Origin of the sequence: Methylobacterium sp. CB376 (assembly GCF_029714205.1) — a bacterium.
Taxonomy (GTDB): Bacteria; Pseudomonadota; Alphaproteobacteria; order Rhizobiales; family Beijerinckiaceae; genus Methylobacterium.
Genome location: NZ_CP121648.1, coordinates 3,720,237 through 3,742,441, shown reverse-complemented (window position 1 = coordinate 3,742,441; position 22,205 = coordinate 3,720,237). Strand labels below are relative to the sequence as shown.

Sequence of the window (22,205 nt, the reverse complement as noted above, 5' to 3'; positions counted from 1 at the left end):
GGAACCGCTCCAGGGCACGCTACAGGCCTCGATCGGCCGTGCCGAATGACGTGGTCGCAGATCCAGGCGGCGACGGGGTGCAGCCGGGCGCACCTCGCCAAGATCGCCAAGCAAGCGGCTTCATAAACGCGCTTACGCGTCCGGCATGCCCTCGCGCGCGTGAGAAGGCCTGACAGGGCTCGTTGATCCGGCCGCAGATTTGCGCCATCACGCGACCGGTGCCGTTTCGCCGTAGCGGACGCTTCTCGCCCCATACTTGCGCTCATGCGAACGGACCGTGCTCACGGGTGTCTTGTTCGTGTTGCGCTCGGGCACGCCATGGGAACTGCTGCTATTGCAACTGTTTTGCTCAGTATTGATCTTTGGTTAGTTGCTTTAATATTTGTTCAAACATCTGCGCAGGGTCATTCTGTCCTGCCGTAGCACCGCCCGCAATCCCATCAAGTTCCTCATCGGTCAAGAGCCCGATCTCCTCTGACGTTCTGATTTCCTTTGATGTTAAAGCGCGGTCCTGGTGGTACGTGTTCATGGGGCGTCTCCCTCACGGGTTGGATGCCTCTCTGGCGGGGCTCCGCCGTGGTGTTGAGGACAGCCTAAAGCCGTGCGAACCAGAAATCTGTGCACTGCCGCACAGAGCCGGTTCAGCGGCACGCGGTTCCACCACCGCCCAGAGCGCGTCAGTGACGGGGGGCTTGCTCATGCCCCTCGAGACGCCAACGCTTCCCCCGCGCAGCCCGCATCAAGGCTTCCATACTGGCCTTTATGCGAACGAGACGGCTTCCTGAGCGGGGGGAGGTGTCACGCAGCGCGGGCCAAGAGAGGTGCAAGATGCACTCAGGCGGCGCTCTCCACTCCGGCAGTTTCTCCGCGCAGAATAGACGTCTTTCTAGAATCTGGTAACAAGTTGTTTAGCCTACCATGCGCCTAACTATCCTGCAGGTATTTGCAGTGCATCTCATTAACGTAGATCCGCTCAAATGACCGGGTCAACCGATGGACCATGCCATGTGGGTCTCCCTCTCTGCTTTTCGGACCAACGTGTCCGGCAACGTCGCAGCGATCTTTGGCCTGACGCTCCTGCCCCTCATGTTCCTCCTCGGATCCTCGGTCGACCTCAGCCGCACTCTCCGGGAGCGGGCCCGCTTGCAGGCACTCACTGACCAAGCTGCCCTCTCGGCCGTGACCTCGAGCTCGGCCTCGCAGGACCCCGCCGACACGGTACAGACGTTCTTCCCCCAGCCCAGCGATCCGGATCAGAGAAGGCTCGCTCCGACCGCGACCGTCACCGTGGAAGGGAGCACGGTCACGGTCACCAGCACCCAGAACGTCGCGACCGCCTTCACCGGCATTCTCGGCGTCGCCCAGATCCCGATCACCGCCCGGTCAACGGCTGCCCCCGGCAACGACGGTCCGCCGGTCTGCGTGCTGGCCCTCAACCCGACCGCGACCGACGCCATTCTGTTCAGCGGCAATGCCACGGTCGTCGCGAGCAACTGCGTGATCTACAGCAACTCGTCGGCCGCCAACGCCTTGACGCGGCAAGGCTCCGCCAGCGTGCAGGCGACGGGCTACTGCGCCGTGGGCGGAACCAACCTGCCCACGAGCACGACCCCCCGTCCGCAGAGCGGCTGTCCCCGGCTGGACGACCCGTTCCGCAACCTGCCACTCGCCTCCGGCTCGGGCTGCAAGGATGCCGGCGAGGCGGACAAACCCAACCGCACGCAGACGCTCGACCCCGGGGTCTACTGCGGCCTGACCTTGAAGGGCACGGTGACGCTCAACCCGGGCCTGTACCTCATCAAGGGACCGCTCGACATCGGCGCGCAGGCGAGTGTCTCGGGCCAAGGCGTGACGCTGTACCTGACGGGCGGCGATGCGAACTTCACGATCAACGGCGGAGCGAGTCTCGACCTGAGCGCCATGTCAACCGGCAGCTACGCCGGCATCCTGTTGATGCAGGACCGGCAGGTCAGCGGGAGCACCGGCAACCTGATCAATGGCGGGGCCAGCCTGAAGCTCACGGGTGCGATCTACACCCCCACCCAGTCGGTCGAGATCCGCGGCAACGGCAGCTTCGGGCAGCAGAGTGCTTTCATGCCGATCATTGCCGACACGATCACGTTCTCGGGCAACGCGATGGCGTCAGCTGATCTGAGAGCCATGCAGCCGGCCGCCCCGCTGCCGCGCGGACGCAGCAGCGCGAGGCTCGCGAACTAGGCACCTCAGCGTCCTGGTCCTCTCGTTACTGTGGTCGGTCGTTGCAGCCAGCGGCCAGGCTCCACCCCCACGACGTGCCCGGCCGCCGCTTTTCCCAGGCGACAGCCCGCCATGGGGGCTCGCGGCGAGCTTCTGTTGTGCGCGAAGAGAGCCGCGGGCCGCGCTTCAGGTAGGGCGGGAAGATGCCGCGGCCCGCGGGTGGCGCCTCCAAGGCGACGTCGAGGGGCAGGAGGCAGTCACACCCGAAGCGTGCCCCTGGATGAGCCGGCCGTCTGTCACCCACGCTAAACGCGACTGGACGCGAGTGCGGGCCGGGCCCCGCAGTGGACGAGGACCCAGCCCGCGGCCCTGCCCCGGGCGTGCGGGCCTGGAGCGGACGGCCGAAGACTAGCACAGTCGAAGCAGTGGTCCGCAAGACCTAGCCGAAGGCCGATAGCCTGCCTCTCGACCAACGGTGAGTTCTAGGCCCGCGCGAGATCTCCGGAACACCGCCCAGAGGCCCCATCGGGCCACTATGCGAAGGTGCCCCTCCGCGTGCATCAACCAGCTCGTGCGCAACATACTATGGTCCAAAATAAATCATGTATTATCCATTTATACAGACCGCATCTTGCAAAAACTCCGCAGTAAGTGTCTCTTCGGACTACGCTCTCCTGCCTAATCAGGTGGCATACAGTTCAAGGTTGTGAGCTATGATCAAGAGCTTTTTTTACGACGAGTCGGGTGCGACGGCGATCGAGTATGGACTGCTTGCTGCCTTGATTGCTATTGCTCTTATTGCTGCTGCTTCTTCAGTTGGAACAAACTTAGGCACTGCCTTCCAGAACGTCGCCGGTAATCTAAGGTAATCAAACGGCAGTGCTGGACGATGGCTCCGGAGAAATTGTTCTAGGCATCACTGCCTTGAAGCGCTCTAGCAGCGCCCGCCCGCGCGCCGGAAACGGATCACGGCCGAGAGTTGGGGCCAGTCGATCGGGTAGAAGCCGCGGTGCTGAGAACCGATCGGCATCCCCTCAGCCCTCCCGCGCCACCTGGCTGCGCGCCCGCGCTTGCGGGAAGTACTGGTAGAAGGTCATCCGGCTCACCCCCAGCCGCTGGGCGATCGCCGTCACCGAGACGGTGCCCGACGCCAGCAGCGCCCGCCCGACCTCGAGGTCCGCCGCGGACAGGGCCTTGGGCCGCCCGCCCTTGCGGCCCCGTGCCAGGGCGGCCCTGAGCCCCTCCACGGTCCGCGCGCGGTTGAGGTCGAGGAAGTACTCGGCCATGGCCTCGTGCAACTGCAGGGCGAAGCGGCCGTGGGCGGTGTCGCTGTCGAACTGCTCGGTGAGGGAGCGGAAGTGCACTGGTCATGACCCGGCCGACGGTCCACTAACGTTCCACTCGGGCCACCCTGTGGGGGCTGATCATCCTTTGTTCGTGCGAGCCGCTCGGGATGCAGAGCCCCAAGCGCGCATCGCTGTTGTCGTGAAGCAGTTCGCCGCCGTCGAGCGCTATGAGGGGCGAGCGATCGCTCGTGCGGCGGCAGCGCCGGCGAGGCTCGCCGCGCATTGCTCGGCCGCCGTGGGGGAGAACTGAAGCGCCAGCTGGGTGCCGCCCGTCACCTGAATGAGCAGAATCGGCAACCCGTTGCTCTGAGACTGGCCGGCGGCCCAGGCCTCGACCGGGAAGTGGCAGTTGTCGACCCGGGTGCCCTCGGGATGCGGGGCGGTGCTGCTGCACACTGCACTCACCGCGAGAAGAGCCCGGCCCAGCTCGCCGGCCTGCGCCGCGGTGAGGGCGATCGGGATCACGCGGCCACCCGCATGCACCTTCATGAGCGGGCTGACGTGAGGGCCCACCTCGACCGTGAAGCTGACCTGGGGTGTGTCTGCGTCGGACATGGCTCAATCGCCGCTTCACTTCCGGCTCAAGGAGGAACAAGCCCAAACCGGCGCGTTGTGCCCCCGCGGCCCTCGCCCCCTCGGCGCGACCACTTCGCTTTGTCGGTCCCGCATCCACCGGCAGCGCCAGAGACGGAATCCTTTAGCGGGGCCCTCGCCGACTCTCAACTGGGCAGGGTCCGGCGAACTCGGAAACCGTGCCGGTGCTCCTCCTGCAGCCCGCGCTTCGTCGAGGGACGGCCCGTCTGCCCTCGGTGGCGTCCGTCGGGCCCGGGGCGGATTGCAAAAGCGAAGGGGCCCGGCGAACCGGGCCCCTTCTTCAGACGATCATGAAATCAGGAGTGGCGGAGACCCTCAGGCCAGCCCGTGATGCAGCGGGTCATAGGAGACCAGAGCATGACCGTCGCTGTCCTTGGTGAGCGAGAAGGCCGCGGCGTCATAGGTGCCCTGCAGAGCCAGAGCCGCCGTGTGCACCCCATCGCTCACGTTCAGGAGACCGCCCGTGCCCTGCGCGTTGGCCGCGTAGGAGACCGAGGTGCTCGATCCGAACAGCAGGTCGGCGAGGTCGACGTGATCGCCAGCGCCGAAGCCGGTGATGCTGCCATTGAAGTGGAGGCTGTCGTCCAGTTTCAGCGTGCCGTCGCCGTGGCCGAGATCGACGTGGGCCGAGGAGGCCGCGCCGAACTCCATGGTCGCGTTCCCGTCGATGAGTGCGGTGCCGGAGCCGGTCACCGCGCCCTCGACCGTCACGTTGCCGCCGTGGGCCCACACTGTGCCGGTGTTGTCGAGCGCACCCTTCACCACGAGGCCGCCGCTTCCGGTCGCCGCGAGGGTGCCGGCATTCTCGACCACGGTCGTGCCGGTGTCGATCACGAGGGCGTGGCTGCCGTCGGCGGTGATCTTGCCGGACGCCTGGTTGGTCAGCGTGAGGGCGCCGCCCCCGAGTTGGCCCGCGCCCGAGATCGTGTTGTCGAGGTTCGTGAGCGTGACCGAACCCTTGGTGCCCGCGATGGTGTTGCCATCGTCGTCCGACATCTTGACCGTGCCGCCCCCCGTGAGGGTGATGCCCTGGTCGATGACCTGCAGGAGGGTGCCGCCGCCGGTCGAGTTGAGCGCGATGGTGCCGGTGTTGGTCACCGCCCCGCTGAGCGGCAGCATCGCGCCGTCGCTGAGGACCATGGCCGCGCTGTTGGTCACCGCCGGAGTCTGGTCGAACACGAAGTTCGCCGCGCTCAGGTCCGAGGCGTGGACGTGATCGAGCGTGATCGTCTGGCCGTCGGCGAGCGTGACCACGGCGCTCCCGGTCGCGTCGTCGGCCAAGTGGGCCTGGACGTCCGTGAAGCTCTTGAACCCGCCGTAGCCGATCAGGTCGATCTTATCCGCCGCGGCGTCGAAGCTGTAGATCTTGTCCTCTCCGATCGGGTTGCCGAACACGAACAGGTCCGCAGCGGTGCTGCCCGTGAGCGTGTCGTGTCCGGACCAGGCGAAGATCGGCGAGCCCTTGGCGTAGGCCTCGACGTTGTCCGCGATGGTCGTCGTGCCGGTGGTCCCGTCCGTGTTGGTCCAGGCCAGGGCCACGTTCAGGACGGCGGCCCCAACGTAGGTTGCAGGGGTGGTGACGCTCAGGGACGCGACATCGGTCGTCGTCACGGTCCAAGAGCCGTCGGCGTTCTTGATGCCGCTGCTCAGGGTCCAGTCGGACGGTATCCCCTTGATCGTAACTGTAACCTCACCCTGCGCACTTGAGGGGACCATTAAAGCCAGATTTAATGGCTCCCCCGTCGCTCCGGCGGGCTGAATTGTGGTTGCCTGGCTCGCGGTCGCACCGGCAGACCCATCCTTAAATTTATATGTCGACGCGATCGAGAGTGTTCCTGCCGCATCGTTTGCGTTTTCTGGAACGTCGAAGGTTCCAGTCCACGTTTTGCCGTCCGATGAAAGCGATCCAGTTACGTTGAAATTGCCTGGCAGAGCTTGGCCATTCCATCTGAAATCGTTAATGTCGAAGACAGAATTTGCATCTGTGCTTTCGCCCGGCGCGAAGACTGACTTTGAAAACTGAACAGTTACCGTTGTTTTATTGCTTGGAGTTCCAGGAGTTGCGTTGATCGTGGCTGTCCCTGCCACGACCGCTTCATCTGCACCGTTGATGGTGAAGCTGACGTCCTTGGTGGTGCCGTCCAGCGCCTTGACGGTGAACGTCTCGACCCGGCTCTCACCGCTGTTCAGGAACTGCACGGCGCTGTTGGCGACCGAGTAGGTGTAGGAGCCATTGGCCGCCAGGCTCAGGCTGCCGAGGGTGCCCTGGGCCGCGGTCACCGTGGTGCTTAACGAGGCCTGGTTCTGATCCGCGTCGCTGATCGAGATCGTACCCGTGGCGGTCAGGTTGCCCGAGCCGTTGACGGCAACATCCTCGGTCACCGTCGACACCGAAGGCGTGCCGATCACGGCGGCGTCGTTGGCGCCTTGGACCGTGAAGCTGACCTGCTTGGTAGTCCCGTCCAGGGCCGTGACCGTGAAGGTGTCGACCTTGGTGTCGCTGGCGCCCAGGAACTGCACGGCGCTGTTGGCCACCGTGTAGGTGTAGGTGCCGTTGGCCGCCAGGCTCAGGGTGCCGAGGTTTCCCTGGGCCGCAGCCACCGTGGTGCTGAACGAGGCCTGGTTCTGGTCCGCATCGCTGATCGAGATCGAGCCGGTGGCGGTCAGGTTGCCCGAGCCGTTGACGCCAACATCCTCGGTCACCGTCGACACCGACGGCGTGCCGATCACGGCCGCGTCGTTGGCGCCTTGGACCGTGAAGCTCACGTCCTTGGTTGTGCCGTCAGCTGACTTGATCGTGAATGTCTCGACCCTGGTCTGACCGGCTCCTAGGTATTGCACGGCGCTGTTGGCGACCGAGTAGGTGTAGGAGCCATTGGCCGCCAGGCTCAGGCTGCCGAGGGTGCCCTGGGCCGCGGTCACCGTGGTGCTTAACGAGGCCTGGTTCTGATCCGCGTCGCTGATCGAGATCGTACCCGTGGCGGTCAGGTTGCCCGAGCCGTTGACGGCAACATCCTCGGTCACCGTCGACACCGAAGGCGTGCCGATCACGGCGGCGTCGTTGGCGCCTTGGACCGTGAAGCTGACCTGCTTGGTAGTCCCGTCCAGGGCCGTGACCGTGAAGGTGTCGACCTTGGTGTCGCTGGCGCCCAGGAACTGCACGGCGCTGTTGGCCACCGTGTAGGTGTAGGTGCCGTTGGCCGCCAGGCTCAGGGTGCCGAGGTTTCCCTGGGCCGCAGCCACCGTGGTGCTGAACGAGGCCTGGTTCTGGTCCGCATCGCTGATCGAGATCGAGCCGGTGGCGGTCAGGTTGCCCGAGCCGTTGACGCCAACATCCTCGGTCACCGTCGACACCGACGGCGTGCCGATCACGGCCGCGTCGTTGGCGCCTTGGACCGTGAAGCTCACGTCCTTGGTTGTGCCGTCAGCTGACTTGATCGTGAATGTCTCGACCCTGGTCTGACCGGCTCCTAGGTATTGCACGGCGCTGTTGGCGACCGAGTAGGTGTAGGAGCCATTGGCCGCCAGGCTCAGGCTGCCGAGGGTGCCCTGGGCCGCGGTCACCGTGGTGCTTAACGAGGCCTGGTTCTGATCCGCGTCGCTGATCGAGATCGTACCCGTGGCGGTCAGGTTGCCCGAGCCGTTGACGGCAACATCCTCGGTCACCGTCGACACCGAAGGCGTGCCGATCACGGCGGCGTCGTTGGCGCCTTGGACCGTGAAGCTGACCTGCTTGGTAGTCCCGTCCAGGGCCGTGACCGTGAAGGTGTCGACCTTGGTGTCGCTGGCGCCCAGGAACTGCACGGCGCTGTTAGCGACCGAGTAGGTGTAAGTGCCATTGGCCGCCAGGGTCAGGCTGCCGAGGGTGCCGTCCGCCTTGGTGACGGTGGTCTGGAACGAGGCCTGGTTCTGATCCGCATCGGTGATCGAGATCGAGCCGCTGGCGGTGAGATTACCCGAGCCGTTGACGGCAACATCCTCGGTGACGTCCGCCACGGTGGGCGTGCCGATCACGGCGGCGTCGTTGGCACCGTGGATCGTGAAGCTCACGTCCTTGGTGGTGCCATCCGCCGACTTGATCGTGAAGGTCTCGACCTTGCTGTCGCTGGCGCCCAGGAACTGCACAGCGCTGTTAGCGACCGAGTAGGTGTAGGTGCCGTCGGCTGCCAGGGTCAGGCTGCCGAGGGTGCCGTCCGCCTTGGTGACCGAGGTCAGGAACGTGGCCTGGTTCTGATCCGCATCGGTGATCGAGATCGAGCCCGTGGCGGTCAGATTGCCCGAACCGTTGACGTTGGCGTCTTCCGTGACATCCGCCACGGTGGGCGTGCCGATCACGGCGGCGTCGTTGGCACCGTGGATCGTGAAGCTCACGTCCTTGGTGGTGCCATCCGCCGACTTGATCGTGAAGGTCTCGACCTTGCTGTCGCTGGCGCCCAGGAACTGCACGGCGCTGTTGGCCACGGAGTAGGTGTAGGTGCCGTCCGTGTTCAGGACGAGATCGCCCAGCGTGCCGTCCGCCTTGGTGACCGAGGTCAGGAACGTGGCCTGGTTCTGATCCGCATCGGTGATCGAGATCGAGCCCGTGGCGGTCAGGTTGCCGTTGCTGACGTTCGTGTCTTCCGTGACGTCCGCCACGGTCGGGTCGCCGATCACCGCGGCATCGTTGGCACCGTGGATCGTGAAGCTGACCTGCTTGGTCGTCCCGTCCTGAGCCGTGACCGTGAAGGTCTCAACCTTGCTGTCGCTGGCGCCCAGGAACTGCACGGCGCTGTTAGCGACCGAGTAGGTGTAGCTGCCGTCCGTGTTCAGGACGAGATCGCCCAGCGTGCCGTCCGCCTTGGTGACGGTGGTCTGGAACGAGGCCTGGTTCTGATCCGCATCGCTGATCGAGATCGAGCCAGCGGCAGTCAGGTTGCCCGAGCCGTTGACGTTGGCGTCTTCCGTGACGTCCGCCACGGTCGGGTCGCCGATCACCGCGGCATCGTTGGCACCGTGGATCGTGAAGCTGACCTGCTTGGTCGTCCCGTCCTGAGCCGTGACCGTGAAGGTCTCAACCTTGCTGTCGCTGGCGCCCAGGAACTGCACGGCGCTGTTAGCGACCGAGTAGGTGTAGCTGCCGTCCGTGTTCAGGACGAGATCGCCCAGCGTGCCGTCCGCCTTGGTGACGGTGGTCTGGAACGAGGCCTGGTTCTGATCCGCATCGCTGATCGAGATCGAGCCAGCGGCAGTCAGGTTGCCCGAGCCGTTGACGTTGGCGTCTTCCGTGACGTCCGCCACGGTCGGGTCGCCGATCACCGCGGCATCGTTGGCACCGTGGATCGTGAAGCTGACCTGCTTGGTCGTCCCGTCCTGAGCCGTGACCGTGAAGGTCTCAACCTTGCTGTCGCTGGCGCCCAGGAACTGCACGGCGCTGTTAGCGACCGAGTAGGTGTAGCTGCCGTCCGTGTTCAGGACGAGATCGCCCAGCGTGCCGTCCGCCTTGGTGACGGTGGTCTGGAACGAGGCCTGGTTCTGATCCGCATCGCTGATCGAGATCGTGCCGCTGGCGGTCAGGTTACCCGAGCCGTTGATGGCAACATCCTCGGTGACGTCCGCCACGGTGGGCGTGCCGATCACGGCGGCGTCGTTGGCACCATGGATCGTGAAGCTCACGTCCTTGGTGGTGCCATCCGCCGACTTGATCGTGAAGGTCTCGACCTTGCTGTCGCTGGCGCCCAGGTACTGCACGGCGCTGTTGGCCACGGAGTAGGTGTAGGTGCCGTCCGTGTTCAGGACGAGATCGCCCAGCGTGCCGTCCGCCTTGGTGACGGTGGTCTGGAACGAGGCCTGGTTCTGATCCGCATCGCTGATCGAGATCGTGCCGCTGGCGGTCAGGTTACCCGAGCCGTTGATGGCAACATCCTCGGTGACGTCCGCCACGGTGGGCGTGCCGATCACGGCGGCGTCGTTGGCACCATGGATCGTGAAGCTCACGTCCTTGGTGGTGCCATCCGCCGACTTGATCGTGAAGGTCTCAACCTTGCTGTCGCTGGCGCCCAGGAACTGCACGGCGCTGTTAGCGACCGAGTAGGTGTAGCTGCCGTCCGTGTTCAGGACGAGATCGCCCAGCGTGCCGTCCGCCTTGGTGACGGTGGTCTGGAACGAGGCCTGGTTCTGATCCGCATCGCTGATCGAGATCGTGCCGCTGGCGGTCAGGTTACCCGAGCCGTTGATGGCAACATCCTCGGTGACGTCCGCCACGGTGGGCGTGCCGATCACGGCGGCGTCGTTGGCACCATGGATCGTGAAGCTCACGTCCTTGGTGGTGCCATCCGCCGACTTGATCGTGAAGGTCTCAACCTTGCTGTCGCTGGCGCCCAGGAACTGCACGGCGCTGTTAGCGACCGAGTAGGTGTAGCTGCCGTCCGTGTTCAGGACGAGATCGCCCAGCGTGCCGTCCGCCTTGGTGACGGTGGTCTGGAACGAGGCCTGGTTCTGATCCGCATCGCTGATCGAGATCGAGCCAGCGGCAGTCAGGTTGCCCGAGCCGTTGACGTTGGCGTCTTCCGTGACGTCCGCCACGGTCGGGTCGCCGATCACCGCGGCATCGTTGGCACCGTGGATCGTGAAGCTGACCTGCTTGGTCGTCCCGTCCTGAGCCGTGACCGTGAAGGTCTCAACCTTGCTGTCGCTGGCGCCCAGGAACTGCACGGCGCTGTTAGCGACCGAGTAGGTGTAGCTGCCGTCCGTGTTCAGGACGAGATCGCCCAGCGTGCCGTCCGCCTTGGTGACGGTGGTCTGGAACGAGGCCTGGTTCTGATCCGCATCGCTGATCGAGATCGTGCCGCTGGCGGTCAGGTTACCCGAGCCGTTGATGGCAACATCCTCGGTGACGTCCGCCACGGTCGGGTCGCCGATCACCGCGGCATCGTTGGCACCGTGGATCGTGAAGCTGACCTGCTTGGTCGTCCCGTCCTGAGCCGTGACCGTGAAGGTCTCAACCTTGCTGTCGCTGGCGCCCAGGAACTGCACGGCGCTGTTAGCGACCGAGTAGGTGTAGCTGCCGTCCGTGTTCAGGACGAGATCGCCCAGCGTGCCGTCCGCCTTGGTGACGGTGGTCTGGAACGAGGCCTGGTTCTGATCCGCATCGCTGATCGAGATCGAGCCAGCGGCAGTCAGGTTGCCCGAGCCGTTGACGTTGGCGTCTTCCGTGACGTCCGCCACGGTCGGGTCGCCGATCACCGCGGCATCGTTGGCACCGTGGATCGTGAAGCTGACCTGCTTGGTCGTCCCGTCCTGAGCCGTGACCGTGAAGGTCTCAACCTTGCTGTCGCTGGCGCCCAGGAACTGCACGGCGCTGTTAGCGACCGAGTAGGTGTAGCTGCCGTCCGTGTTCAGGACGAGATCGCCCAGCGTGCCGTCCGCCTTGGTGACGGTGGTCTGGAACGAGGCCTGGTTCTGATCCGCATCGCTGATCGAGATCGTGCCGCTGGCGGTCAGGTTACCCGAGCCGTTGATGGCAACATCCTCGGTGACGTCCGCCACGGTGGGCGTGCCGATCACGGCGGCGTCGTTGGCACCATGGATCGTGAAGCTCACGTCCTTGGTGGTGCCATCCGCCGACTTGATCGTGAAGGTCTCAACCTTGCTGTCGCTGGCGCCCAGGAACTGCACGGCGCTGTTAGCGACCGAGTAGGTGTAGCTGCCGTCCGTGTTCAGGACGAGATCGCCCAGCGTGCCGTCCGCCTTGGTGACCGAGGTCAGGAACGTGGCCTGGTTCTGATCCGCATCGCTGATCGAGATCGTGCCGCTGGCGGTCAGGTTACCCGAGCCGTTGATGGCAACATCCTCGGTGACGTCCGCCACGGTGGGCGTGCCGATCACGGCGGCGTCGTTGGCACCATGGATCGTGAAGCTCACGTCCTTGGTGGTGCCATCCGCCGACTTGATCGTGAAGGTCTCAACCTTGCTGTCGCTGGCGCCCAGGAACTGCACGGCGCTGTTAGCGACCGAGTAGGTGTAGCTGCCGTCCGTGTTCAGGACGAGATCGCCCAGCGTGCCGTCCGCCTTGGTGACGGTGGTCTGGAACGAGGCCTGGTTCTGATCCGCATCGCTGATCGAGATCGAGCCAGCGGCAGTCAGGTTGCCCGAGCCGTTGACGTTGGCGTCTTCCGTGACGTCCGCCACGGTCGGGTCGCCGATCACCGCGGCATCGTTGGCACCGTGGATCGTGAAGCTGACCTGCTTGGTCGTCCCGTCCTGAGCCGTGACCGTGAAGGTCTCAACCTTGCTGTCGCTGGCGCCCAGGAACTGCACGGCGCTGTTAGCGACCGAGTAGGTGTAGCTGCCGTCCGTGTTCAGGACGAGATCGCCCAGCGTGCCGTCCGCCTTGGTGACGGTGGTCTGGAACGAGGCCTGGTTCTGATCCGCATCGCTGATCGAGATCGTGCCGCTGGCGGTCAGGTTACCCGAGCCGTTGATGGCAACATCCTCGGTGACGTCCGCCACGGTGGGCGTGCCGATCACGGCGGCGTCGTTGGCACCATGGATCGTGAAGCTCACGTCCTTGGTGGTGCCATCCGCCGACTTGATCGTGAAGGTCTCAACCTTGCTGTCGCTGGCGCCCAGGTACTGCACGGCGCTGTTAGCGACCGAGTAGGTGTAGCTGCCGTCCGTGTTCAGGACGAGATCGCCCAGCGTGCCGTCCGCCTTGGTGACCGAGGTCAGGAACGTGGCCTGGTTCTGATCCGCATCGCTGATCGAGATCGTGCCGCTGGCGGTCAGGTTACCCGAGCCGTTGATGGCAACATCCTCGGTGACGTCCGCCACGGTCGGGTCGCCGATCACCGCGGCATCGTTGGCACCGTGGATCGTGAAGCTGACCTGCTTGGTCGTCCCGTCCTGAGCCGTGACCGTGAAGGTCTCAACCTTGCTGTCGCTGGCGCCCAGGAACTGCACGGCGCTGTTAGCGACCGAGTAGGTGTAGCTGCCGTCCGTGTTCAGGACGAGATCGCCCAGCGTGCCGTCCGCCTTGGTGACGGTGGTCTGGAACGAGGCCTGGTTCTGATCCGCATCGCTGATCGAGATCGAGCCAGCGGCAGTCAGGTTGCCCGAGCCGTTGACGTTGGCGTCTTCCGTGACGTCCGCCACGGTCGGGTCGCCGATCACCGCGGCATCGTTGGCACCGTGGATCGTGAAGCTGACCTGCTTGGTCGTCCCGTCCTGAGCCGTGACCGTGAAGGTCTCAACCTTGCTGTCGCTGGCGCCCAGGAACTGCACGGCGCTGTTAGCGACCGAGTAGGTGTAGCTGCCGTCCGTGTTCAGGACGAGATCGCCCAGCGTGCCGTCCGCCTTGGTGACGGTGGTCTGGAACGAGGCCTGGTTCTGATCCGCATCGCTGATCGAGATCGAGCCAGCGGCAGTCAGGTTGCCCGAGCCGTTGACGTTGGCGTCTTCCGTGACGTCCGCCACGGTCGGGTCGCCGATCACCGCGGCATCGTTGGCACCGTGGATCGTGAAGCTCACGTCCTTGGTGGTGCCATCCGCCGACTTGATCGTGAAGGTCTCGACCTTGCTGTCGCTGGCGCCCAGGTACTGCACGGCGCTGTTGGCCACGGAGTAGGTGTAGGTGCCGTCCGTGTTCAGGACGAGATCGCCCAGCGTGCCGTCCGCCTTGGTGACGGTCATCTGGAACGAGGCCTGATCGTGATCAGCGTCGGACACCGAGATGGTGCCACTCGCGACCAACTTGCCGGCCGTGACACCTGCATCCTCGGTCACGCTCGTGTTGGACGCGTTTCCGATCACCGCCACGTCGTTCGCGCCGTTGACGGTGAAGCTCACCACCTTGGATGTGCCGTCGGCCGACTTGATCGTGAAGCTCTCAATCCGGCTTTCACCGCTGCGCAGGTATTGCACCGCGCTGTTGTCCACTGAGTAGGAGTAGTTCCCGTTCGCGCTGATGATGAGCGTGCCCAGCGGAGCCGTGTCAGCCGCTCCATTCGTGGTACCGGTCACTGCGCCAGGCGTGACGGTGGTCTGGAAATAAGACTGATCGTGATCAGCGTCGGACACCGAGATGGTGCCACTCGCGACCAACTTGCCGGCGGTGACACCCACGTCCTCAATCACGCTCGTGTTGGTCGCGTTCCCAATCACCGCCGCATCGTTCTGACCAACGATCGTATACGTGAGCGTTCCAACGCTCAGCGTGCCGTTCGCCATCTTTATTGTATATTGGATCGAGTCGCTGAAAATGTCGCCTGCCGCCATAGCATCGACTGCAGAAGCCATGCTGCGTGCATCAACGACAATCTTGTTGTCGGATCCGATTCTGAATGCAATTGTGTACTTATTGCCGTTCCAATTTACGTCTTTATATTCCCAGGCGCCACCCACCTGATCAGCTATGAGAAGATCTTTGTTGTAATTCGCGAACGCCGTGTTGGTGACAGTGATGGCTGCCCCACCATCATCGTTCTTAATACCGTCATCAACGGAATACACGGTCGTGTTAGTGCCGCCGCCGCTCGCTTTTAGAACATCAAATGAGAATATAAGCGCATTATCCTCCACAATAGACTGCGCCATGTTCGCGGCAGCCGTGGAGTTAGAAAAAGTCACCGAAGCGGTCGAGGTGTTCGCGATGGTAGCCATCTTGCTGTTCCGATCAAATTCTTCAAGCCAGATCAGTGCTCACACCAAGATTTGGCGGCATGATTGGCGAGGATTGGGTGAGGTAGCTCAGGACGGATCGCTCCTGAGCTGCGCGACATTCACAAAGGACAGGCCGAGGACGCGGGCACGTTGCGTAGTCGGGCTCTCTGCGCGCCTGACACGCTGACGCGGAACGTCATAGCCGGCGGCGACATCAGCCGAGACTCGCGTTGCCTAGCCGCCGATGTCGGGCGTCGTGCGCTGGAGAAAGCGGAGAAGCGCGGCGCCGCCTGCTGGTCGGAAAGCATGTCACAGCTGTCGTCAGGTTGAGATATCAAATGACCAACAAGCTGGACGCCAGGGGAGCGCTCCTGCCGAACAGGGCGCTCGATGCAGCCGGCATCAGATGTCATTCAATCCCCCTACCAGCCTTCTGTGCAAGCAGACTCCAGTCTGCCCCCCGCTTTCCGGTGTCATACACGACTGACTACCGATCACGCATCGTCCAGATGGACTATGCTACGTAGTTTGCCCCGGCCCTGAACCCATCTCCTTTGATGCTTTGGCACTAGAAAAGTCATACCGCACATCCCGCAGCACAAAGAAGCACGGACATTTCAGCGTCCGCACGGCGCGAAATTGCGTCGTCTCATCGCGTGCTCGACGCTTTTGCGACTTGCTCAGCGAGCGGCTTTGCCAGATGACCTAGCACTAAGCGATGCTCGAGCTGCATGAAGCTCTCGACCATCATGCGGGCACAAGCCGAAAGCTCCCGCGCCGCGCCTTCCGGTCCTCAGGCACGCTGATCCGCCCGGTGTGGTCGTTCGCGCCCAAAATACGAGAGCATCCCAGGACCCGGTGCCACACCATGGTTGCTGCTGATCTCCTGCAGCTCGTCGCGGCCATTCGGGCCCGCCTGCGTCACGTTGGGGGTGTTGCCCGAACCGGCCCGCTTGCCTCGCCCGGCGACGCCGAGCTGATCTCCTGTGCCGGTCTGAATGACGGTCACGTTGCCAGCGTCTTCACCCTGCAGGAATGGGGTCCCGTCGTCGCCGACTGGGTTACCGCCGCCCGCACCCGCGGTCACTCTGCAGGCTCCGTTACCGTCGTCACTCCTGTTAGTCGTCAGACTATCGCCGCCGTTAGAGCTGCTCTGGCCCGTGTAGGCGCATTTCTTGTCCGCATAGGCCGCCGCCGCGTGCGCGAAGCTAGGGACGTGACTCGACAGGGCGAACAAATGCTTTCTCACATTGTTCTCCATTGTGGAACCGGATCGGTATCACCCGATTGATCCGACCGCGGCGGGGTCTCAAAGCGGGCCTGCCGTCCTGCTGCGACCTTAGCGACTTCATAACCCAATCTGTCAGCCTGTCGAGGACGATAATTCGGTCTGCGCAATCTGCTGTGCATTGTAGCTAATGCGCATAATGCATTTGAATTAGTTGCCTGTCTGCGCCTGTATTCGTTCATAAGATCGGGGGTCGGTCAAATGACATGGAAGATCCCGAGATCGCCAGGCAAGCGATTTCGGCATCCTGGGGCAAGCCTTCGCCGCTGGGAAACGGCCACGGTTGCTATCTTGAAGCTGAGCAGCAGGTCCGCGCCGGCCCCGTTATGTCTGGCCGAGCATCGCAGTTTTTGCAGCAGGAACTGGCAGGTGACGTCTGGCAGATCTTAAAATGCAGCCTGTCGGAACCGCGGCGCTCTCCCGCTCAATGGTGGTGTTGGGGCGCAAGGAGCGGCCGTTTTCGACCACATGTGTGTATTTGATGACAGGGCCGGCGGGGGCGTTGATCACCCTCTGTAGCAACATATGGGCTAGCAAATTTAGGATTATGCGGTTTTTTACCGAGGAATAATGGGCGCACGAGCGGTGCGTTGACGATTGTCATGCTGGTATCAACGCTCTGTAACTCGTTTTACGGTTCAGATAACCATAATGCAATGTTGCTGGTTGGTGCGTTTGTCGTGCCAAATGCGGACTTTTTGCTTTAAATGGCCAGCGTAATTCGCGCACTGATGCGGCCACGTTAGATATGACGCAACGTCAAATACCGGCCGGAACCGATCTGCACTGAAACCACGCGATTGCCAACGCCGCTCTGCTGGGCGGTGACCGTGTCACGCGTGCCACGCTGTTGCAGATCTGCCGCGTTCCGCGATCCTGTTCGGAAGGCGATAACCAGCAGGTGTTTGCCCTCCTGCATTACAACTGACCGGTTGCTTTCAGGAGTGCGCAGCCGGGCGCCCGACGACGACTCTCCTCTGTCGTGTTGAGGCGATTGGGAGACCGTCGCCGGGACCCCGCAGTCTCGTCCCGGACGAGATCACGTGAGCCTTGCCTCTGGATCCGGTGGCGAAAAGGACCGTTGCGCTGGCGCTACCGCTTGTTGAGGAAGGGGGGCCGGATCAGCAATCCGGCACCGGACCGGGCGGATCCCGGCTCGCTCAAGCTGGTCGCCGCGACGTCATGGAGCCAGATCTCGCCCGCCAGCGGAGAGGAGGCGCACCAGAGGGCAGCCGCGACGGCGAGGGCGGTCCGATCTGCGTATCCCCCGTCGGATCGCCCGTCCGCCCGGATGCTGGCGCAGTTGGTCGCGGCCTGCGCGCCCTGGAGGAGCGGGCGCGTCGCCACCTCGGCCGCCACGTAGGTGTCGCCGTTCGGCAGGGCCGCCGCGCGCCGGAACCACTCCTCGTGGGCGACGCTCGCGCCGCGAATCGCGGGAAAGCGGTCGGGCCGGCCATTCGCCACGACCCGACCGGCCGCGTCGCAGACCCAGAGGTCGAGATAGACCGTGTAGGCCGAGAGGATCACGCCCAGCCGCTCCGTCGCGTAGGCGACCCGCTCCGGCGTCGGCTCCTCCGCGCAGGCCACGATCGCCGGATCGGTCGCCCACCAGCGCATGTCGCAGGTGCGCTACGGGCAGCGCTTTCTTGAGCATCTCGACCCCAGCGTCTTGCGTCTGACCACACGTTCGAGGTCCCGTGCAAAGGCGTCCAACTCGCACGGTCAGATAGCAGCTTCGGCCATGCGACGCCTCCACCTTAACAGATTTCACCGGTCGATCGCTTCGGCAAGAGATGTTGACCAGTGTCATTCTAACCTTCTAACTAGCTTGACGCCTGGCTCTCCGCCGTTGGTGAATACCACGCCTTGCGCCTCAAGCGCACGCCGCAGCTTCTCGAGCGTCTCCAGACGGGTCTGCAATAAGCCCTCTCCCGGTTCTAATCTCTTGATGGTGGCGACTGACACGCCAGACGCTTCTGACAGCGCGTCTTGGGACCAGCCAATGAGCGCTCGAGCGGCACGAAGCTGCGATCGATACATGATGCTTTTCGGCTCGAAAATGATGCGTAATGGGTTGACGGCTCGTCGAGACGAGCTATGATCCGAATAGTAGCAGAAGCGATGCTAGAGGTTCGTTAATGTCCGCCCGGCGCTCCTTCTCGTGGTCACAAGTGATGCACGACCTCGACGCGCCGCGCCGCGCGTTTAGGCCGGGCGAGAGAAAGGCCATCGCGCGGGCTACTGTCTTCGTCAAGCTGGCCGCTGATCGGGCTCGCACCACCGCCCCCCTTGTCGTCGCCGGCTCTTACAATCGCCGTGCCCTCATGACCGCTGCCATTGCTGCGGCACGCAGCCACCGCGCCTGCACGGGAGAGGCGTGGAGCGTCTGTCTTTCTGCTGCCCTCAAGGGCGTCTGGCAGGTCGCCAAGGCTGCTCGCTTCGCTTGGGCGCACTGACATGGTCGGCATCGCCGCCCAGACCGACCACGCCGCCTCCTGCTCTGTTCTTGCCACCGAGGCCGCCCGTCTGCTGCGCGACCGCTTCGCCCTGAAGCTCGCCCGCTGTGGTGAGGGCGCGCTGCCGCCGTAACCATCCCCGGCCCGGACCTAAAGGCTCTCAGCCGTTCACCCCTCGCTCTCACGAGACAGGCGACGCTTCCGATGACCAAGAAAGCACCGCGCTCACGTGCGGCCGATCCCGCACGCCCAACTGTCGCCTCCCTCGGACTCGCGGCGACCCTCGTCGCCCGCGAGGACGACGCAGAGCTCCGCGCCCTCATCGAGCGCTACGAGCGCCTCCTCTGCGAGTGGGAGAGTCTCTCCCACCGCGCGCTTAGAGCTCTCTCCCGCCGCTCTCCCGCCGCCACCGAGTCCCGCCATGCCGTACGTCGCCCCTGAGGACGTCGGCACCATGCCCCGCCGCTCCCTCTCCGCCCACCGCCGCCTGCAGGCTTGGGAGAGAACCGGAGGCGTCTGCGTCATCTGCGAAGCGCCGATCGACGGCGTCCGCGAGCGCTGGATCGTCGAGCACATCCGGGCCCTCGAGCTCGGCGGGGCCGATGATCTCGCCAACATGGGGCCAGCCCACGAGGCCTGCGGGCGCACCAAGACCCGCGACGACCACGCCCGCACGGCGCAGGCCAAGCGGCAGAAGATCCAGCACCTCGGGGCCGCAGAGCCGAGCCGCCCCGTCCCCGGCTCGCGCGGCACACGCTTCAAGCGCAAGATCAACGGCCGCGTGGTCATGCGAAATGGCGAGGAGCCCGAGACGGACAGCCCGGACGCCGTCGCCTGCCGGGCCCCGATCTCCGGGACGCGCTCACGCGTGCACAACAAACCATCTGATCCACATCCTCCTTGCACGGGCAACAACCCACCTGGCATGGTGAACGAACATCGAACAGATCAGATCATGCCCGCCCCGCACGACCAGCCGTCCACCCCATCCTCACAGGCACAGGCGTCCGAGACGGCCCCCACGACCGACATCCTGCCCGCCGTCCCGCACCAGCTCGGTTTCATGTTCGACGACCGGCCGGTTCTCCCGGGTGAGAGCCCGCATCAGTACGACGCGCTCCTGCGCGAGATCGTGCGGAAGGTCAGACCGGCGGACGCAATCGAGGCGATCTGGGTTAAAGACGTCGTCGACCTGATCTGGGAAGCCAAGCGCCTGCGGCGCATGCGACTCGAGATCCTCAAGCAGGGTCACTTTGCGGCCCTAACGAACTTGCTGCACCCGACGTTTCTGGGGAGCCAATATGGGGGAACGTTCGAAATCAAGTCTGCGGAAGCCCGAGCCAGGAAGCTCGCGCTCGGCTGGCTCGGAGGCGAAGCAGAGAGCCGAGCCGAGGTCGACAACAGACTTGCATCACGCGGCTCGACGACTGCTGACGTGACCGCGGCGGCGTTCCACCTCCGGCTCTCCGACATGGAGCGCATCGACCGCATGGCAGCCGCAGCCGACCACCGGCGCGATGCCCTGCTTCGCGAGATCGAGCGCAGCCGCACCAGCGTTGGCCAACAGCTGCGCGCCGCCTCGACGGACGTGCTCAATGTCGAGCCCGTGGCGGGGGAGGGGGCTTCGCTCCCTCAAGGCTGAGATGACCTCGTGCCGGACAGGGCAGTCGACGCCGGGGACCCCGAGGGGCGGCGGCCCGCGCACGGCGGAGGGCAAGGCGCGCGCGAGCCAGAACGCCCGCAAGCACGGACTGCGGGCCAGCCGGCGGCCACTTGGCGATCGAGGCAGTCCGCGCCGCGTCAAGGAACCTGTGGAGGCTCGCCGCGTGTTGACCCCGATTAGGGCGGGACACAGAAGCCCGCCTCCTGAGAGGAGCGCTCAATGCTGAAGGCCTCATGCTCGTGTTGCATTCCGCTTGCCAGGCGCGCTTTCCTCGGCGGTGCTATTGCCGCGGCTGCCACATTCTCGGGAGGCGGTAAGCCGGCGTTCGCTGCGGATCCCGTTTCGAAGACCACGCTCACCCCTGACCAAGCGTTGCAGATCCTCAAGGAGGGCAACGACAGCTTCCGCACCGAGGCGCCCTACCGTGCTCAGCAGGGCCGCGAGCGGCGCGTCGAACTCGCGCGCGGCCAGGCGCCGTTTTGTGTGCTCGTCGGCTGCTCTGACAGTCGCGTTCCCCCCGAGCTGCTCTTCGGCCGCGGCCTGGGTGAACTGTTCATCGTTCGCAACGCGGGCAACACCGTCGACACGGCCGCGCTCGGCAGCATTGAGTACGGCGTGGGCGTGCTCGGCTGCCCGCTGATCGTCGTCCTCGGTCACCAGTCATGCGGGGCTGTCGCTGCGGCGGTCGATGTCGTGGAGAAGAACGCAACCTTTCCGGGCGTGATCGGCGAGATGGTCCAGCCGATCATTCCAGCGGTGCTCGCGGCCCGGGGCCAGTCAAGTGACCTCCTGGATGCGGCCGTGCGCTCGAACGCACGGCGTGTTGCCGCTCGCCTCAAGACGCAGAGCACGGTCATACAGGATCGTCTCCGCCAGGAGAACAAGCTGAAGATCGTTGCCGCGCGCTATAGCTTGGCGGATGGTGATGTTGATTGGATGGAAGACATCTAGATCGGGAGTAAATGACGTAGCGTCACTGGCGAGAATGACAGCTTGTCAGACTTCAGGGGTGAGGAGGAAGCGCCGGCCGAGCTCTGAGGCTGTGCGGCCGGCTTCAGACCGAAGCCAGCCGATCACAGGCGGCGGGCTCTCGCGGCCCCGCTCGTCAGAGGCGCGGCGGGGCTGCGGCAGGCCTCTTAGGACGACCGCGTTAGGAGAATGGCCCCTCCTGGCGAAGCCGGAGTTCAGTTTCCGCCACCTGGGGCGGGCAGCAGATGGGACAGTACAACCGCGAAACTCAACCGCTTGGTGTGCTGTCTCCGCGTGTAAATGACCTTTTTACGCCCTCGATCCTCAGCCTGGCACAAGCTTAGGCGCCTATGCACCAACCGCTCGCAAGAGCGCCCCAAAAGGACTTACCCTGCCGACACTGTCGAGCAGGGTCTTTTGGCGAAGGCCTTGTCCAACGCCATGGGCATGCCACGGACCGCCTCGTCACCGGCAGCGATAGAAGAACATCTTCTGCCCGTCCTCGGTCTGAACGAGCATCGTGCCGCTTGCGCCGACTTGCCAGCGGGCAGTGCGGTTCCAGCGATCCGCACCGGAGGCGCACTGCATCGTGACCGCGACCTCGTCGCCCTGAGGGCGCTTGCTCGCGACCCTGCAGCGCATGTCGTGCCCCTGCACCTCGGTCGACGTGATCCTGATCGCCGCGATGTCTGGGGTGGCGACGCCCGCCTTGGCCGTGGCGCAGTGGTCCTGCTGCGCGGTCCACAGCCCCTCCCACGGTGCGAGTGAGGCCCCGCAACCAGTGCTCGCCGAGGTGTGGGTCATCGAATCGGGCATGATCTACGCGAACGAGAGCTATGATTCGTCGATGGCGCTCAGCAACGTGCACGAGCTGACCGAGGCTCGAAAAGTCAGCGAGCAGCGCATGCAGGCGGCGAAAGAGCGCGCCCGGCGCGCTGAGGCGAGAAGAGCCGGAGCCACAGCGGGGCGGCGTATGGAACCAGCCATGTCCGCCGCTTCGCGAGACTAGCCCTCAAGCGAGGCTGCACCCTGCGACGAGATTTGTTCCGTGCCCAAGC

Annotated in this window: 13 protein-coding genes and 2 pseudogenes; 7 read left to right on the top strand and 8 right to left on the bottom strand. The window is 64.4% G+C overall.

Going from position 1 to position 22,205, the window contains the following annotated elements; genetic code table 11:
• Nucleotides 1–349: 349 nt before the first annotated feature.
• Nucleotides 350–529: a hypothetical protein gene (locus QA634_RS16910; RefSeq protein ID WP_150108675.1), complete on the bottom strand. Its 180-nt coding sequence runs from the start codon at nt 527–529 to the stop codon at nt 350–352.
• 476 nt (nt 530–1,005) lie between these two features.
• Between QA634_RS16910 and QA634_RS16905 the strand changes: the two genes are divergently transcribed.
• Nucleotides 1,006–2,217, top strand: coding sequence for a pilus assembly protein TadG-related protein (locus tag QA634_RS16905; RefSeq protein WP_150108674.1), 1,212 nt, complete (start codon nt 1,006–1,008; stop codon nt 2,215–2,217).
• 692 nt (nt 2,218–2,909) lie between these two features.
• Nucleotides 2,910–3,065 carry a Flp family type IVb pilin gene (locus tag QA634_RS16900; RefSeq protein ID WP_012333135.1) on the top strand — a complete coding sequence of 52 codons (156 nt, stop codon included), beginning with the start codon at nt 2,910–2,912 and terminating at the stop codon, nt 3,063–3,065.
• Between the two features lie 165 nt (nt 3,066–3,230).
• On the opposite strand, the pseudogene QA634_RS16895 reads toward QA634_RS16900, so the two are convergent.
• The 6 genes and pseudogenes from QA634_RS16895 to QA634_RS16870 all read right to left on the bottom strand — a co-directional run.
• Nucleotides 3,231–3,560, bottom strand: a pseudogene (locus QA634_RS16895) (helix-turn-helix domain-containing protein); the annotation flags it as partial.
• A gap of 147 nt (nt 3,561–3,707) precedes the next feature.
• Nucleotides 3,708–4,097 (bottom strand): hypothetical protein, encoded by a 390-nt coding sequence (locus tag QA634_RS16890; RefSeq protein WP_012333134.1) that lies wholly within the window; start codon nt 4,095–4,097, stop codon nt 3,708–3,710.
• Nucleotides 4,098–4,451: 354 nt separating this feature from the next.
• Nucleotides 4,452–14,771 (bottom strand): VCBS domain-containing protein, encoded by a 10,320-nt coding sequence (locus QA634_RS16885; RefSeq protein ID WP_012333133.1) that lies wholly within the window; start codon nt 14,769–14,771, stop codon nt 4,452–4,454.
• A gap of 793 nt (nt 14,772–15,564) precedes the next feature.
• Nucleotides 15,565–16,032 (bottom strand): hypothetical protein, encoded by a 468-nt coding sequence (locus QA634_RS16880; RefSeq protein WP_168169160.1) that lies wholly within the window; start codon nt 16,030–16,032, stop codon nt 15,565–15,567.
• 1,293 nt (nt 16,033–17,325) lie between these two features.
• Nucleotides 17,326–17,688: pseudogene (locus QA634_RS16875) on the bottom strand (methyl-accepting chemotaxis protein); the annotation flags it as partial.
• Nucleotides 17,689–17,865: 177 nt separating this feature from the next.
• Nucleotides 17,866–18,099 carry a helix-turn-helix domain-containing protein gene (locus QA634_RS16870; protein WP_012333131.1) on the bottom strand — a complete coding sequence of 78 codons (234 nt, stop codon included), beginning with the start codon at nt 18,097–18,099 and terminating at the stop codon, nt 17,866–17,868.
• A gap of 134 nt (nt 18,100–18,233) precedes the next feature.
• Here QA634_RS16870 and QA634_RS16865 point away from each other — a divergent pair, with 134 nt between their 5' ends.
• The 4 genes from QA634_RS16865 to QA634_RS16850 all read left to right on the top strand — a co-directional run bounded on the left by QA634_RS16865 (nt 18,234) and on the right by QA634_RS16850 (nt 21,129).
• Complete coding sequence (locus QA634_RS16865) at nt 18,234–18,515, top strand: hypothetical protein (RefSeq protein WP_150108673.1); 282 nt, start codon at nt 18,234–18,236, stop codon at nt 18,513–18,515.
• A gap of 1 nt (nt 18,516) precedes the next feature.
• A complete protein-coding gene (locus tag QA634_RS16860) occupies nt 18,517–18,648 on the top strand; it encodes a hypothetical protein (RefSeq protein ID WP_012333129.1) in 132 nt (43 codons plus the stop codon).
• Between the two features lie 288 nt (nt 18,649–18,936).
• Nucleotides 18,937–20,157 (top strand): HNH endonuclease, encoded by a 1,221-nt coding sequence (locus QA634_RS16855; RefSeq protein WP_043701294.1) that lies wholly within the window; start codon nt 18,937–18,939, stop codon nt 20,155–20,157.
• Between the two features lie 240 nt (nt 20,158–20,397).
• Nucleotides 20,398–21,129, top strand: coding sequence for a carbonic anhydrase (locus tag QA634_RS16850; protein ID WP_012333126.1), 732 nt, complete (start codon nt 20,398–20,400; stop codon nt 21,127–21,129).
• 483 nt (nt 21,130–21,612) lie between these two features.
• Here QA634_RS16850 and QA634_RS16845 read toward each other — a convergent pair whose 3' ends face one another.
• Nucleotides 21,613–21,951 carry a hypothetical protein gene (locus tag QA634_RS16845; protein WP_012333125.1) on the bottom strand — a complete coding sequence of 113 codons (339 nt, stop codon included), beginning with the start codon at nt 21,949–21,951 and terminating at the stop codon, nt 21,613–21,615.
• A gap of 10 nt (nt 21,952–21,961) precedes the next feature.
• Between QA634_RS16845 and QA634_RS16840 the strand changes: the two genes are divergently transcribed.
• A complete protein-coding gene (locus tag QA634_RS16840; protein ID WP_150108672.1) occupies nt 21,962–22,156 on the top strand; it encodes a hypothetical protein in 195 nt (64 codons plus the stop codon).
• Nucleotides 22,157–22,205 lie beyond the last annotated feature (49 nt).

Excerpts from the sequence above, each read along its gene's own strand:
- QA634_RS16880 (WP_168169160.1), bottom strand. The coding sequence starts at position 16,032 with ATGGAGAACAATGTGAGAAAGCATTTGTTCGCCCTGTCGAGTCACGTC.
- QA634_RS16885 (WP_012333133.1), bottom strand. The coding sequence starts at position 14,771 with ATGGCTACCATCGCGAACACCTCGACCGCTTCGGTGACTTTTTCTAAC.
- QA634_RS16900 (WP_012333135.1), top strand. The coding sequence starts at position 2,910 with ATGATCAAGAGCTTTTTTTACGACGAGTCGGGTGCGACGGCGATCGAG.
- QA634_RS16850 (WP_012333126.1), top strand. The coding sequence starts at position 20,398 with ATGCTGAAGGCCTCATGCTCGTGTTGCATTCCGCTTGCCAGGCGCGCT.
- QA634_RS16865 (WP_150108673.1), top strand. The coding sequence starts at position 18,234 with ATGCACGACCTCGACGCGCCGCGCCGCGCGTTTAGGCCGGGCGAGAGA.
- QA634_RS16845 (WP_012333125.1), bottom strand. The coding sequence starts at position 21,951 with ATGACCCACACCTCGGCGAGCACTGGTTGCGGGGCCTCACTCGCACCG.
- QA634_RS16905 (WP_150108674.1), top strand. The coding sequence starts at position 1,006 with ATGTGGGTCTCCCTCTCTGCTTTTCGGACCAACGTGTCCGGCAACGTC.
- QA634_RS16840 (WP_150108672.1), top strand. The coding sequence starts at position 21,962 with ATGATCTACGCGAACGAGAGCTATGATTCGTCGATGGCGCTCAGCAAC.
- QA634_RS16860 (WP_012333129.1), top strand. The coding sequence starts at position 18,517 with ATGGTCGGCATCGCCGCCCAGACCGACCACGCCGCCTCCTGCTCTGTT.
- QA634_RS16910 (WP_150108675.1), bottom strand. The coding sequence starts at position 529 with ATGAACACGTACCACCAGGACCGCGCTTTAACATCAAAGGAAATCAGA.
- QA634_RS16870 (WP_012333131.1), bottom strand. The coding sequence starts at position 18,099 with ATGTATCGATCGCAGCTTCGTGCCGCTCGAGCGCTCATTGGCTGGTCC.
- QA634_RS16855 (WP_043701294.1), top strand. The coding sequence starts at position 18,937 with ATGCCGTACGTCGCCCCTGAGGACGTCGGCACCATGCCCCGCCGCTCC.
- QA634_RS16890 (WP_012333134.1), bottom strand. The coding sequence starts at position 4,097 with ATGTCCGACGCAGACACACCCCAGGTCAGCTTCACGGTCGAGGTGGGC.